General features: G+C 59.3%; 13 protein-coding genes. 8 read left to right on the forward strand and 5 right to left on the reverse strand.

Translation table 11 applies throughout. From position 1 onward, the window contains the following. Positions 1-45: 45 nt before the first annotated feature. Positions 46-1,074 carry a hypothetical protein gene (locus tag ACO08A_RS23020; RefSeq protein WP_422038252.1) on the reverse strand — a complete coding sequence of 343 codons (1,029 nt, stop codon included), beginning with the start codon at positions 1,072-1,074 and terminating at the stop codon, positions 46-48. Between the two features lie 385 nt (positions 1,075-1,459). Here ACO08A_RS23020 and ACO08A_RS23025 point away from each other — a divergent pair, with 385 nt between their 5' ends. From ACO08A_RS23025 to ACO08A_RS23045, 5 genes are all read left to right on the forward strand, one after another. After that, positions 1,460-2,056 (forward strand): nitroreductase family protein, encoded by a 597-nt coding sequence (locus ACO08A_RS23025; protein ID WP_422038253.1) that lies wholly within the window; start codon positions 1,460-1,462, stop codon positions 2,054-2,056. Position 2,057: 1 nt separating this feature from the next. Then, positions 2,058-2,660 carry a flavin reductase family protein gene (locus ACO08A_RS23030; RefSeq protein ID WP_422038254.1) on the forward strand — a complete coding sequence of 201 codons (603 nt, stop codon included), beginning with the start codon at positions 2,058-2,060 and terminating at the stop codon, positions 2,658-2,660. Positions 2,661-2,969: 309 nt separating this feature from the next. Then, entirely contained in the window at positions 2,970-4,226 is a 1,257-nt protein-coding gene (locus tag ACO08A_RS23035) for a transglycosylase SLT domain-containing protein (protein ID WP_422038255.1), read from the forward strand. Positions 4,227-4,449: 223 nt separating this feature from the next. Next, a complete protein-coding gene (locus tag ACO08A_RS23040) occupies positions 4,450-5,481 on the forward strand; it encodes a DUF2336 domain-containing protein (RefSeq protein ID WP_422038256.1) in 1,032 nt (343 codons plus the stop codon). 139 nt (positions 5,482-5,620) lie between these two features. Then, complete coding sequence (locus ACO08A_RS23045) at positions 5,621-6,514, forward strand: DMT family transporter (RefSeq protein ID WP_422038257.1); 894 nt, start codon at positions 5,621-5,623, stop codon at positions 6,512-6,514. A gap of 19 nt (positions 6,515-6,533) precedes the next feature. On the opposite strand, the gene ACO08A_RS23050 is transcribed toward ACO08A_RS23045, so the two are convergent. From ACO08A_RS23050 to phnX, 4 genes are all read right to left on the reverse strand, one after another. Then, entirely contained in the window at positions 6,534-7,058 is a 525-nt protein-coding gene (locus ACO08A_RS23050) for an Hpt domain-containing protein (RefSeq protein ID WP_422038259.1), read from the reverse strand. A 104-nt stretch (positions 7,059-7,162) separates the two neighbouring features. Then, the gene (locus ACO08A_RS23055; protein ID WP_422038260.1) at positions 7,163-7,975 is read right to left on the reverse strand and encodes an NAD kinase; all 813 of its coding nucleotides are present in this window, start codon (positions 7,973-7,975) and stop codon (positions 7,163-7,165) included. Between the two features lie 123 nt (positions 7,976-8,098). After that, positions 8,099-8,932: a trypsin-like serine peptidase gene (locus ACO08A_RS23060; protein WP_422038261.1), complete on the reverse strand. Its 834-nt coding sequence runs from the start codon at positions 8,930-8,932 to the stop codon at positions 8,099-8,101. A 217-nt stretch (positions 8,933-9,149) separates the two neighbouring features. Then, positions 9,150-9,932, reverse strand: a complete 783-nt coding sequence (phnX, locus tag ACO08A_RS23065; protein ID WP_422038262.1) for a phosphonoacetaldehyde hydrolase — start codon at positions 9,930-9,932, stop codon at positions 9,150-9,152. A gap of 586 nt (positions 9,933-10,518) precedes the next feature. Between phnX and cyoA the strand changes: the two genes are divergently transcribed. From cyoA to cyoC, 3 genes are read left to right on the forward strand one after another with little or no spacing between them, the layout of a single operon-like run. After that, positions 10,519-11,409 carry a ubiquinol oxidase subunit II gene (gene cyoA, locus ACO08A_RS23070; protein WP_422038264.1) on the forward strand — a complete coding sequence of 297 codons (891 nt, stop codon included), beginning with the start codon at positions 10,519-10,521 and terminating at the stop codon, positions 11,407-11,409. Beyond that, positions 11,409-13,448 (forward strand): cbb3-type cytochrome c oxidase subunit I, encoded by a 2,040-nt coding sequence (locus ACO08A_RS23075; RefSeq protein ID WP_422038265.1) that lies wholly within the window; start codon positions 11,409-11,411, stop codon positions 13,446-13,448. The genes cyoA and ACO08A_RS23075 overlap by 1 nt, the downstream gene beginning before the upstream one ends. Continuing rightward, positions 13,448-14,053, forward strand: a complete 606-nt coding sequence (gene cyoC / locus ACO08A_RS23080; RefSeq protein WP_422038266.1) for a cytochrome o ubiquinol oxidase subunit III — start codon at positions 13,448-13,450, stop codon at positions 14,051-14,053. Before ACO08A_RS23075 ends, cyoC begins: the two co-directional genes overlap by 1 nt. The last annotated feature ends 5 nt before the right edge of the window (positions 14,054-14,058 follow it).

Below are 14,058 nucleotides of genomic sequence, written 5' to 3' on the forward strand. Positions count from 1 at the left end.
GATACTGAATGTTGGGTCCGATGCGTGCCTGCATGAAAAGGGGCGTCAGTTGCTGTTCGACGTTTCCTGGGTTTCCAGTTCGCTGACCGCCGTCACGACTTCCACCTCCCGGTCCTGGCCGGGCGCTACTGCAAAATTGTGCAGATAGGTCTTGCCATTGTTTCTGGCCAGAGCCTCGTACTCGCCCTCCGCGAGGACAAAGTCGGGGAAGGCGCCGGTTGCTTCCACGACGACGTGACCGCCGGCGCTCAGCACGGACCAGGTCGTGTTTGCAATGGCTTCACCGCCACGCTCGTTGACGAGCTTCAGGGTTATGTCCGCTGCCTTGTGCAAAATGGTTGCTTCGGTCAGCTTGCCGGGAAGCACCTGAATGTCGGCGCGGATCACCGCGTTCACATCTCCGTACCGGCTGACCACATGATAGGTGTCGGCGTTGAGCCTGACGATCGAACCGGGCGTGATGTCGCCGACGATCTTGTTGCGCTCACCCCGTTCGTCGAACGTCATCCCGTAGACATCGAAGGTGACCTGGGTCTCGTCGATGCCGTCTCCGTCCTTCATGGCGGCGCCGAACTTGATGCCGCCGGCGTTCAACGTGAGCATTTTAGACTGAACGTCCTTGCCGATGACGACACGGTTGGTCGACTGGGCGTAACCATAGGCGGTATGGACCAGATAAGCACCCGGATCGAGCCTGAATTCCGCGTCGCCGCCCATGGATGTCGCGATCAGTTCCAGACGTCCGTTGGCGTTGGTCGCCTCCGAATAGATGCGCCAGATCAGGCCATCGTCCAGGGGCTTGCTGTCCCGGGTCAGTTTCGCCATCAGGTATAAAGCGCCCTGATCAAGACCATCGCTCAACCCGGTGGCCAGCGAGCGGGAAGGCGCGGTGTAGGGCATCTCGACATCGGAAAAAAGCGGTTCAGGTTCCCGGTCCAGCAGATTGATGATCTGGTCGCTGCCCGCAGCGGAGGGTGCGTTCGGGTCCGGTTTTACCCTTGGAGGCATCGGCGCTTCCGCGGTCTGCGCAGGCACGGTGGCACTTGTGAAGATCGCGACCGGAAAAACCATCATTGTTGCGCAAACGACGTTTCTCGCCAAACGCTTCGCCGACGCGGTAAATGGTGTCGAACCTTTTTCCAACATGCCCACTTCTTATTCTTGTTGACTGTGAAAAGTGACAGTCCTTTGACTTTTATACCAATTCAGGCCGGAACGATATACCGCTTTGTGTCCAACCTTCTTTCAAGGTGAAGCATGCCCGGTCACATGCGCTCGCCGAGGTGATTCCGGTCAAATGAACACGGGCCGGGAACGGAGACGCTCCGGCAGCAGGATCCAACCTTTTCAGATGCGCCTGAAAATCGGGCAAATTCAAGACATCGAATCTAAAGTTGACAATTGCCGTCAATGAATTACGTGCAGGATCACAATCGAAACACCGAGAAGTACGAGGCTCATGTCCACTTTCAGCCCCCGTGCACCAAGCGTCCTGGACTTCCTGCGCAAGCGGCGTTCACATCCCTCGATCACCATGGCGGAGCCTGGACCGAGTGCGGACCAGATCAAGGACCTGCTGACGATCGCCGCCCGCGTTCCGGATCACGGCAAGCTTGCGCCTTGGCGCTTCATCCTTTTTGGCGCCGCACAGGGGGAGGCCGTCGGACGCAGGCTTGCAACGATACACGAGCAGCGGCAAGGTCCTCTTGACGAGGACCAGAGGCAGAAGGAACTGACCCGTTTCACGCGTGCCCCGCTCGTGATCGGTGTTGTCAGCACGGCAGCCGAACACCCGAAGATCCCGGTCTGGGAGCAGCAATTGTCTGCGGGGGCCGTTTGCATGAACCTGGTCACGGCCGCGGCTGCGGCCGGATTCGCGTCCCAGTGGCTGACCGAATGGTACAGTTTCGACAAGGAAGCCGCGCGGTTTCTGGGCGCCGGGGACAATGAGCAATTTGCCGGGTTCGTGCATGTGGGCACACCGACACAGGCGCCGGTGGAAAGACCGCGTCCAGACCTTTCAGCCCTTGTCAGCGAATGGAGCGAAGACAACTGACATGTTTTATGAAACCGCAAAAAACGACCATGGTCTTCCTCACAATCCCTTCAAGGCGATCGTTTCTCCAAGGCCGATCGGCTGGATCTCTTCGCTCGACGGGGAAGGGCGCACGAACCTCGCTCCCTACAGCTTCTTCAACGCCGTCGGTGATCGCCCGCCGATCGTGATGTTTTCGTCGTCCGGCTACAAGGACAGCGCTGCCAATGTGGATGCAACGGGCGAGTTCGTCTGCAACATGGCAAGCTGGGATCTAAAGGATGAAATGAACGTGTCCTCGGCTCCCGTTTCCGGCGACACCTGCGAGTTTGAACTGGCCGGCCTGGAAATGGCGCCCTCGCGGCTGGTCAAGACCCCACGAGTTGCCAAGGCCGCGACGGCACTGGAATGCAGGCACCTTCAAACGATCAAGCTGAAAGACCTCGATGGCGTCGAAACCGACAACTGGATCGTGTTCGGACAGGTTGTCGGCGTTCATATCGACGAGACGATCCTCGTTGACGGCAAGGTCGACGTCACCCGCTTCAAGCCGCTGTCGCGTCTGGGTTACATGGAGTATGCCGCGGTCACCGAAGTGTTCGAAATGGTTCGCCCGAACGTCTAGGGTACGGACCCATTAATAAAGCGAAATGGTCTTCGGCGAAGTGGCCCGCACCGTGGCCAGTTCCGCATCCCGGCGAATCCGGCTGCCGGAACCGTCCGCTCGGGCATCTTTTCCGTTGTGAACGCAAACAATGCCCGCCCTCCGCGCATAGATTTGGCCGGATGTATTGAGAGATTTGCTGAAGCAGCAATTCTTTCAGCTCCGATTTCCCAAAGAATGAACGCGCACTGTGTACTGTTAAGACTTTGTTAACCATTTCGGCGCGAAGGTTAACAAAGTCATAATCAGTTCCGTCGAGGAGACTAGGTCATGCATGTGACTGACACACCCTCGGTCGCGTCTCGGATCGAGCTAGCGTTTCAGTCTGCGAGTAGTTCCACGGGTACTTCGTTCGAGTACCTGGTGAAGACCGCTGCGCGCGAGTCGTCTTTCAATCCGTCGGCGAAGGCCAGGACATCGAGTGCGACCGGATTGTTCCAGTTCATCGAATCGACCTGGCTGGAAACGATGAAGGAGGCGGGCCCCAAACACGGACTTGAGAAATATTCGGACCAGATCCTGCAAACGAAAAGCGGCAAGTATTACGTCAACGATCCCCAGGTGAAGCGCGAGATCCTGGATCTGCGCAAGGATCCGGAGATCTCGTCGATGATGGCCGGTGCGCTGACACAGAAGAATGCGGCTTACCTGGAACGCAAGATCGGACGCGAGCCGACGGACGGCGAACTTTACATGGCGCACTTTCTCGGCGCCCACGGCGCCAGCCGCCTGATCGACGCGACGAATGCCAATCCGGACATGCGCGCGGACAAGATGTTTTCGGCGCAGGCACGGGCGAACAAGCCGATATTCTTTCATGGCAACGGTAAGGCCCGATCCATGCAGGAAGTCTACGAGGTCATCGTTTCAAAGCATGATGCCGTGACAATGATCGCCCAGGCGAGCGGCAAGACCGATCTTCGCAACTCCGGTGAACTTCTCAATGTCGCTGCCCTGCCGACGGCGAAGCCCGTGCAGGCGATGCCGGGTGCCGATCCGCAAAATTTCGACCATCTTGCGGGCGATACGGCAGCCTCCTTTGCGATGCGGTCCAAACCGCCGGGTCCGGAAGAGCTGGCGCGTGCACAGGCAGCACTGCCAGACGGCAATCCGGTCGAGCTGGCCGAAGCGGCAACGTCCCTTCCGCGAGGAGGGGAGACGCAAGCTGCTGAGGGGAATCGCGGCAATTCCGCGCCACAGGATCCCCGGACCGCCTCGATAAACCCGGCAGATCCGGCGGCGTCACAGCGTGTTGTTTCCGCATTCCAGGCAACGGAAACGGAGAGCCCCTTCGAAGCTCTTTTCAGAAATGACCAGGGATCCTCCCAGGCAGACCTGAACCCGCGATTCGCTTCCGCCTTTGCGGCGGTCGAGGAGGCTGGAATGTTCAGCACCTTTACCGGTGTTTCCAGTCAGGTTGCCGCTCAGGAACTTGCACTCGCCGATCAGGGTGGCCCCCTCGATCTGACGAGATTCTTGAGATTGAAAGCGGAAGAGGAGCAGAAGGATCTGCTGCCACCAGCCTGATTGCGTATTTTTACAGGCATCGTGAAAATTATGGTGAACAGATCGTTAAGTGTTTGCTGTCAGTGTGTGAGTCGAAACTCAAACAGCACTGATTGCCACCATGACCGCACACGACCTTTTGCTTTTCGAAGATGATCACACTCCCGAGCGCGACGTCGATGCCGCTAGGGAATTCGCAGAACGTTATTTGCAAGCCGAACACGGCAGTCAGGAACGGGCCAGCATGGCGACAGCTCTCACAGTTCTTCTGGACGATCCGAGCCGGGCGATCCGCAAGGCGATCTCCAAGACCTTGGCGTCGAGCGCCTACGCGCCCGCTCACGTGGTGCGCTCTCTTGCCAGCGATGTCGATGATGTTGCTGTTCCCGTTCTGAAGGAATCTCCCATTCTCACCGACGCGGAGCTTGTGGACCTGCTTGCGCAGGGCAGCGAAACCGTTCAATGCGCCATTGCGGGCCGCGCAGGTCTGCCTGCATCCATCAGCGCGGCCATCTGCGAGGTCGCTAGCGAACGCGCCTGTCAGGTTCTCCTCGACAATGGCAGTGCGGAAGTGTTGCAGTCTTCACTCTTGCGTCTGGCTCAGCGGTTCGAGAACCGGCCCGACATCTGCGACCAGCTGCTGCGCACCCGGGATCTGCCTCTTGCGAATCGCTACGAGCTGCTGATGCGGCTTGCCGAAAGTCTTGATGATCACCCGATCGTGCTGGAGCGTGTTCCCGAGAACCAGAGACACACGTTCCTGAGCGACGCGGAAGACAAGGTTGTTCTCAGGCTGGCTCTGGAGGCAAGCGTGGAAGAGCTCCCGGATTTTGTCGAACATCTGCGGAGCCGGGGCAAACTGAATACGCGGCTTCTGCTGCGCTCGGTATGCTGCGGCCGCCTGCGGTTTTTTGCGGCCGCTCTCGCGAACCTCGGACAGGTGCCGTTGCCGCGGCTCTGCAAGCTGCTCGTCACGGTCCGGCGTTCGGCCCTTCAGGCGATCCTGCGCAAGGCGGGCCTGCCGATCCGGTCCCATCAGGCGTTCCTGCTGGCCATCGACATCGCCCGCCAGGCCGAGGCCGATTTCACCTACGATCTGGCGCTTGACGAAGCCAGGATGCTGACCGAGACCCTTCTGGAAGAAATGCAGGACGGGGCACTGGGAGCGGACGAAGATGTCGCCGCCTTCCTGCGCCGTTTCGCGATTGAAGTCGCGCGGCTGGAAGCACGCCTTCTGGTGAAGAACGGTTCGCTGCAGATCACCGCCGCCGCCTGATCTTCTTTCAGGCCTTGCAAGGCCGGTGCGCGTACCAAGGTCCGCTTCCATTCGAACTGTACGTTTCTAAGCAAAATGTGGCTTGCCGCCTTCATCGGGCAATGGTTATGTGCCTGCCCGATTTCAAAAAGGTGGCGTCATGCAATCTGCGACGGGCGGCGTGCGGTCCCAAGCCTCGATGGGCATTCTCCTCATGTGTGCTGGCATTGCCAGCCTGAGCGTGAGCGACGCGATCGCAAAGGCTCTGACGTCGGGCTACACACCCATCCAGATCCTGTTCATGCGCAATCTGATCGCTTTGCCGTTTGCGGTGCTGATTGCTTTGCGAATGGGCGGTACCGGTGCCTTGCGCTCCTATCGTCCAGCGGCGCACCTGCTGCGCGGTGTTCTTTGGCTGTTCGCGGCCGGCCTGTTTTTCACCAGCCTGAAATATCTGGAAATCGCAGAGGCAACGGCCCTTGTTTTCATGGCACCCGTGTTCATCACCGCCATTTCCGCACTCGCGCTCAAGGAGACCGTCGGCTGGCGCCGTTGGCTCGCCGTTCTTGCCGGTTTCGCCGGGGTCCTGATCGTGGTCAGACCGGGTGCCGGGACGTTCCAGAATGCGTCATTGCTGCCGATCGTGGTCGCGTTTTTCTATGCGGTTCTGATGATCAGCGCACGCTGGGTCGATCCGCGCGAAAGCGTGTGGACATTGATGCTTTACCTTGTGGGGGCAGGCGCCCTGTTGAGCGCGCTGGTGGTCCCCTTCGTCTGGGTCGCGATCCGGCCGGAAGATATGTGGCTGTTCATCGGAATAGCGATCTTCGGAACCGCGGGCATAACGCTGATCACGCAGGCTTTCCGATTTGCACGCTCTGCGACGCTCGCACCATTCGAGTACAGCGCGCTGATCTGGGCGACGCTGCTTGGATGGCTGATCTGGAACGAGATTCCGGACCTGCTGACTTACGTCGGCGCAGCGTTCATCATCCTCAGCGGATGCTACATCGTTTTCCGGGAGCAACGGCTGGCAACCGATGCCGCGGACTGAGCTGTCGGGTGTTTGAAGGTCACGCGTCGTCCGGTTCGGGCGGAAACTGCTTCAGGAACTCGTCCGTGACGCTTTCCAGCGTTTCGAGCAAGGCGACACCGGTGGAGTTGCCTTCGTCCTTGGCGCCTTCCATGACCATTGCACGGATGGCTTCGACGTAACGTTCCGCAAGTTCCAGCGGGAGCTTGTCGGGCGAGGGCACCGTCTCGATCAGATGGCAAAAGCTTGCGGCAACCTGTCCGACGAGCGGAAAGCCGAGGGTCAGGGCCTGGCCCTTGATGTTGTGAGCGGCCTGAAAGAGGGGCGCGATCGTTTCTTCCGTGAGACCGTCGGCCGGCACGTTTTCCCATGCCTGATTGAGCGTCACGGTTTCGTTCACCATCCAGTTGCCGAAGTGGCTCGACAGCCGGCTTATGGCGGCTTCAGCGGCCTTGACCGGATCGAATTTCTTGGCTTCCCGCGGTGTCAGTTCCCGAACCTTGCTGCGCAGGTTGGTCGGGGGAGTCAGGATTTCGTAATCCTTGTCCTCGGCAGTTTCGGCCATGCTAGCAATGCCCTTTGTCAACGGGTGCGGGTTCAAACGTCTCCGGAGTATGATCTCAGTCGCTTAACAGGCTGTTGCCAGGAGCGGTTTTTTCTAAGAAACGTTCAGTAACGGAACATCTCCGACAGGATGCGCTCGTCCCAGCCGTGATCGGAGTCGAACATGATCACGCCCTTCGCCCGGGTGGATTCCCGCACACTCACGCGCGTCACGCGGCGGATTTCCGTGTGATCGGCGGACGCACTCACCGGGCGTTTGTCCGCCTCGAGGATCTCGATGTCGACCTGTGCGCCATTGGGAAGAAGGGCCCCGCGCCATCGCCTCGGACGGAAGGCACTGATCGGGGTGAGGGCCAGCAACTGCGCGGTGATCGGCAGGATCGGGCCGTGAGCGGACAGGTTGTAAGCCGTGCTGCCGGCAGGTGTTGCGACAATGATGCCGTCGCAGACAAGCTCTTCCAGCCGGACTTTCCCGTCGACAGAGATTCGAAGGCGGGCTGCCTGAGAGGTTTGGCGAAGCAAAGAGACTTCATTGATGGCAAGCGCCTTGTGCTCTTCGCCGTGTTCGTCGAGGGCTGTCAGTTCGAGCGGCCGAATGGTGGTTACATCCGCTTTTGCAAGACGGTCCGGCAGGTTGTCTTCCCGGTACTCGTTCATCAGGAAACCGACCGAGCCCCGGTTCATTCCGTAGATCGGCTTGCAGCTCGCCATGTGCGCATGAAGTGTCTGCAGCATCAAACCGTCGCCGCCGAGCGCGACGACCATGTCGGCGTCATCGGCATCGACGTTGCCGTAGCGCTCAGACAATGCGGTCAGTGCACGTTGTGCCTCATCGGTCTCGCTCGCGACAAAGGCGAGCTTGCGTGTCGCGACGGCCCTGCTTTCAGTCGACGTCGGAAGAGGTGCGGATTGGTTCATCGTCCAAAGCTCGTGCAAATCTGAAAGGTGCGCGGCTGCCCGGCACAGATCGGCGTCCTTTCGGCAACCGGACTATCACAATACCGGCAATGGCAGGTTGGCACAGTGACTTTTTCGTCCATGTCAATTCGACTGCGCATTTGCCCCATCATCCGTCGATGGAACTTCGCCTTCCAATTCACGATCGCAGGACGCCGATGCGACGAGATCCTGCCATTCCGGAAAAGGTACGACGATGGATCGCTCGTCGTTGATCTTGGAAGACATGACCGCCGCGACCCTCGGACCGAAAAGCGTGTTGACCATGAGCGGTCCTCCCGAGGCACCCGACTCGGTGTTGCAATCGGTGATCCAGACATCTTCCTGGCTTCCGAGGACCGAACAGGACGAGACGACGGTCGGGAGATATGGTCGGCTCCGGCGATATCCCACGGATAGAAAACGCGGTGAAGCACGAAGCCTGCGCGATTCGTCCGGAGTCAGCGGAGGCAGCGGAAACAGGGTGCTGGGCTCCTTGAGCACAATGAGGCCGAGATCCTTGCGGATTTCGTTGAGTTTCGGGCGGCGTCTGGGAACATAATCCTCCGGCGTCAGCAGGCATTCCGCCTCTAGCCTTGCGGCGTACTGATCACGCCTGACGCCCGCAATGAAAAGCACTTCGTCGGCCGGTAGTTTCTGCTTCGTTTTGGAACTCACGATGCAATGCGCGGCCGTCAGAACCAGATTAGGTGCAATCAGGGTGCCGGTGCAACTTGACACGGACTTGTATCCGGCCCGGTTGACGCGCCCGATCGAATGCCAAGGATAATCCGTGCTGTCGATGACCTTGAGTTCAGCCTTGGCAAGTGCGGTCTGTATTGGGGCTGGCGTGACCACCAAGGCCAAGACAACTGAAGCACAGGCCGGGAGCCAGCTTTTCGATCTGGCAAGTTGGTGTCCGCGTCTGATGAGGCGCATGTCGTCCAATCCCGTTTCGCACATCCGGCGCCACCGGTTTCCCGCATCGAGAACCAGCCAAGGCGCACTTGACTAGCGATAGTAGTCCCAGACAATGGTTCTTGCCAATGTCCGTCGTTCAAACGCATCCGGGCATGTCCGTTTCCTAGTGTCGGAATTTCAAAACCGCGCTGTTCTGCCGGGACGTGGGCAACGGGTAGAATGTTCGGCCTTTTGGTCAGTCAACATCCAGCATTTCGATCAGGGCAGGGAGATCTGCAACAGTGTCGATGACATGGTCCGCGCCCGCTGCTTTCAACTTCGCCGTCGCATGTTGACGCAACTGATCGATCTCAGATTCCGAAAGGGCGGCAAGTTCGTCCGGCGTCTTGCCGGCGTAGTTTCCGGAAAGCGCAAGCCCGACCGTCAGACACCCCGCCGCGACGCCTTCCGCGATGCCCGGTTCCGTGTCGTCGACCTTGATCACGGTGGACGGCGGATAGGCGACGAGGTCCACGAAGCATTTGTACATGCCGAGAGGACCCGGCCGGCCCTCGGGCAGGTCGTCGGAGCAGACGAGGTTGTCCGGTTCGTAACCCTGTTCTGCCGCCCTTGGCAGAACGTTTTCCATGATCGAGCGCGTGTACCCGGTGGTGGAGCCGATCTTGAGGCCCCTGGCTCTCAGGGTCTTGACCATCTCGGCGGCGCCAGGCACGAGGTCCGCAAAATCCGCCACGACCTTTTCATTCATGGGGACAAAGATCTCGTAGACCTTGTCGACATCGGCATCTGTTGGTGCCGAGCCGTATTTTGCTGTCCACTGCGCGGAAATACCGGGGTCGTCCATCATGTCGCGGATATGATCCCACTTGGGCTTGCCCATCGGTCCGCGCGCTTGTTCGATCGATGCCGAAATGCCGAATTCTTCGAAGGCCTTGACGAAGACACCCATCGGCGCGAACGAGCCGAAGTCGATCATTGTTCCGGCCCAATCGAAGACCACAGCTTTGAACTTGCTCATTTTCTGTCCTTATGGCCAAAGGCTTGAGGTGATTTCCCCGCCGGTTGCAAAGGTTGCCGTTGTTCCGCGATTGACAGCTCGCTGGACAAACCGGGTCGCATTCCGGGGAGCGTCCGTCAAGCGCTCGTGGTCAAGCGCAGACGCATATTTGCGGATCCTGAACGGGCCGTGCCGGTAGGGGTGGATTTCATTAGTTTTGTGCATGTTGTTCTGAAAATGTTGTTGATGAATTGCCGGACGGCAGCCCTGTGCACCGTTAAAGCCGTTTGTGGCCCTGGACCGTGCGGTTGCCATACAGTGATCGCATGACGATCGGGTGAACAGGCCTGAAAAACAGTGTTTGGCGTCCATCACGTACCGAACTCTTCCTCTGATTTCCGCAGCGCAACCCTTTCAAAGCTCGAATGGCTCGGCTAGGCTTGATTCCATTCGGTTCAGGGTTTTTCGTCGCCGTTGAAATCGCTCGATAATGAGGAAGGTCGCCATGGCTGACTTCTTGAGTGTTCGGGAAACAGGTGGGGTTTTGTTTGCCCCGAACGGCGGAGCATAGGCCAACGTGAATATCCCGCGAACCTTCCGTTTTCCCATGAAGTTGATCGGTTTTGCCGGTGTCCTCGGGATAGCCCTGATGCTGCAGGGCTGCGGCCTTTCGAATGCGCCTGTCCTTTATCCGAAGGGGCCGATCGCGCTGGCGGAGCGGGACCTTCTCTTCACTGCATTCTGGGTGATGATGATTGTTGCGATCCCGGCGATTGTCCTGACGCTCTTCTTCGTCTGGCGCTACCGGAGCGGGGCCAGGACGGCTGCCTATTCTCCTGATTGGGACAGTTCCTGGAAAATCGAGATGGTGGTCTGGCTGGTGCCGGCCGCAATCATTGTCGTTCTCGGAACGCTGGTCTGGCAATCCACGCACAAACTTGATCCCTACAAGGCAATTGCCTCGGACAAGGCCGCCTTCAAGGTGCAGGCGATTGCACTCGACTGGAAATGGCTGTTCCTCTACCCCGAACTCGGCGTGGCCAGCGTCAACGAGCTTGCCTTTCCTGCGGATCGTCCCGTTTCGATCGAGATCACGTCGGATACGGTCATGAACTCGCTCATGATCCCGGCGCTGGGCGGTCAGATCTACGCCATGGCGGGCATGCGATCCGAGCTCAATCTATTTGCGGACGAACCCGGCACCTTCATCGGCCGGAACACGATGTATTCCGGCGACGGATTTCCCGACCAGCACTTCAAGGCGCATGCGATGAGCGAGGCGGATTTCACCAGCTGGAAGACCAAGGTTTCCGGGCAGGGGACATCACTTGACTGCAAAAGCTATATTGAGCTGCACAAGCAGAGCGTTGCCGATCCGGTTGCCTATTTTTCGTCCTTCGAAGCTGACCTGTTCAAGCTGATCCTGCAAAAATACGCGCCGGCAGGGGGACCCGGTGCAAGCAAGGCGGCCGAACTCTTCTGCAAGGGGGCTGCGTGATGCTGGGACGTCTGACTTTTGAGGCCATTCCGCTTTATTCGTGGGTTGCGATGGGCGGTGCAGCCGTGACCGTCGGCGGCGGTCTCGCGGTGTTTCTCCTGATCACCTATCTGAGAGCCTGGAAGGTGCTCTGGACCGACTGGCTTACAAGCCTCGATCACAAGAAGATCGGCATCATGTACGTGGTGCTTGCGCTGGTCATGCTCGTGCGCGGTTTCATTGATGCCCTGATGATGCGTGCGCAGCAGGCGATTGCGCTCAACAACGAAGGCTATCTGCCGCCGGAGCACTTCGAGCAGATCTTTTCCTCGCACGGCACGATCATGATCTTTTTCGTGGCGATGCCGTTTCTGACCGGGCTGATCAACATCATCGTGCCGCAGCAGATCGGTGCGCGCGACGTCGCGTTTCCGTTCCTGAACTCTGTCAGTCTCTTCCTGACGGCAGCGGGGGCGGGGCTGGTGCTGATTTCCCTCGCAATCGGAAAGTTCTCAACGGCGGGTTGGACCGGGTATCCGCCCTATTCGGGGATCGACTACAATCCCGGCGTGGGGGTCGACTACTGGCTCTGGGCGCTGATCGTCAGCGGAGTCGGCAGCACCGCGTCCGGGATCAACTTTATCGTGACGATCGTCAAGAACAGGTGCCCGGGCATGACCTATATGCGCATGCCGATGTTCACCTGGACGACGCTCTGCATCTCGATCCTGATCGCCTTCGCGTTCCCGGCCCTGACCGTGGTCGCGGCTCAACTGGCGCTGGACCGGACGCTGGGCTTCCATTTCTTCACCAACGGGGACGGCGGCAACATGATGCTGTTCGCCAACCTCCTGTGGATCTGGGGGCACCCGGAGGTCTATATCCTGATCCTGCCGGCTTTCGGCATCTTTTCGGAAGTGGTGGCGACCTTCTCGCGTAAACGCCTGTTCGGTTACAAATCACTGGTCTATGCGACCGCGTGCATCGCCATTCTGTCCTTCACGGTCTGGCTGCACCACTTTTTCACGATGGGATCTTCGGCCAACGTGAACGCGGTTTTCGGCATTGCAACCATGATCATCGCCGTGCCGACGGGCGTGAAGATCTTCGACTGGATGTTCACCATGTATCGCGGCCGGATCGAGTTCCATCCGTCGATGGTGTTCACGATCGGCTTCATGGTGACATTCGTCATCGGGGGCGTGACCGGCGTCCTGCTGGCGCTGCCGCCGGCGGATTACCTGATGCACAATTCCACCTTCCTGGTTGCGCATTTTCACAACATGCTGATTCCCGGCGCGTTGTTCGGTTACTTTGCCGGTCTGAACTACTGGTTCCCGAAGGCCTTCGGCTTCAAGCTGGACGCCAAGTGGGGGATCCGGTCCTTCTGGTTCTGGATTATCGGATTCTATCTCGCCTTCATGCCGCTTTACGTGCTCGGGTTCATGGGCATGAGCCGGCGCATGGAGCACTACGCCGATCCGAACTGGCAGCCTTACCTCGTCGTGGCCGCGCTCGGCGCCGTGTGTGTGCTGCTGGGTATCGTCTGTATTGCGATCCAGCTTTACGTCTCGGCGAAGAATTGGGGGTCAGCGCGTGACCTGACCGGCGACCCCTGGAACGGGCGGACACTGGAGTGGGCAACCGCGTCGCCGCCGGCGCCTTACAATTTTGCCGTCGTGCCGACGGTGAATGACATCGACGCCTTCCACGACATGAAGCTCAACGGAACCGCTTATCAGCATCCGGGAGCCTACGAAGACATCGTGATGCCAAAGAGCAGCGGGCTTGGCCCGGTCCTCGGGGCACTGTCATTCGCGCTCGGGTTCGCCATGGTCTGGTACATCTGGTGGCTTGCGGCGCTGGCCTTTGTCCTGGCCCTTGTCTGTGTCGGCATCCGGTCCTGCGACGACGACAGCGAGTTCATCATTCCGGCGTCGGAGGTCGCCCGTATCGAGGCGGCTCGTCTGGGGCAGATAACCGCAGCGGACATGCATGACATGCGCGACTTCCAGCCGCTCGGCCCCGCTTCGGGCGCACCAATGCCGGGGAGGGCGTGATGTCGGAGACAACCTTGAACAGCGAGCTTCTCGAGCACGAAGAGAAAAAGTCCCTCGCGTCGCGCGAATTCGGCTTTTGGGTCTATCTGATGACCGATGCCGTGATTTTCGCGCTGCTGTTTGCGTCCTATGTCGTGCTTTCGAAGAACTCTGCGGCAGGTCCGACATCAAAGGAGCTTTTCGACCTGGGCCATACCGCAGGTGAAACCGCTCTCTTGCTGCTGTCCAGTCTGACCTTCGGCCTGGCGACGATCGCCATGACGGCCGATCGCGCCGGACGTGTCGTGCAGTGGCTCTTCGTGACCCTGATCCTGGGCCTCGGCTTTCTCGCGATGGAGATGATCGAGTTTCACGGCATGATCGCCCAGGGCGCCGGGCCGGGCACCAGCGGCTTCCTGTCGGCATTCTTCACGCTTGTCGGGACACACGGGCTTCATGTCGCCTTCGGGGCGATCGGGATCTGCGTGATGATCGGGCAGGTGATGGTCAAGGGCCTGACGCTGCCGGTGCGCTCGCGTCTCGTCCGGCTCGGCCTGTTCTGGCATTTCCTCGATATCGTCTGGATCGGTATCTTTTCCGTCGTTTACCTGCCGGGTGTCATGTAGGAGGG

It is taken from the genome of Roseibium sp. (assembly GCF_965232425.1).
In the GTDB taxonomy this organism is placed as follows: Bacteria; Pseudomonadota; Alphaproteobacteria; order Rhizobiales; family Stappiaceae; genus Roseibium.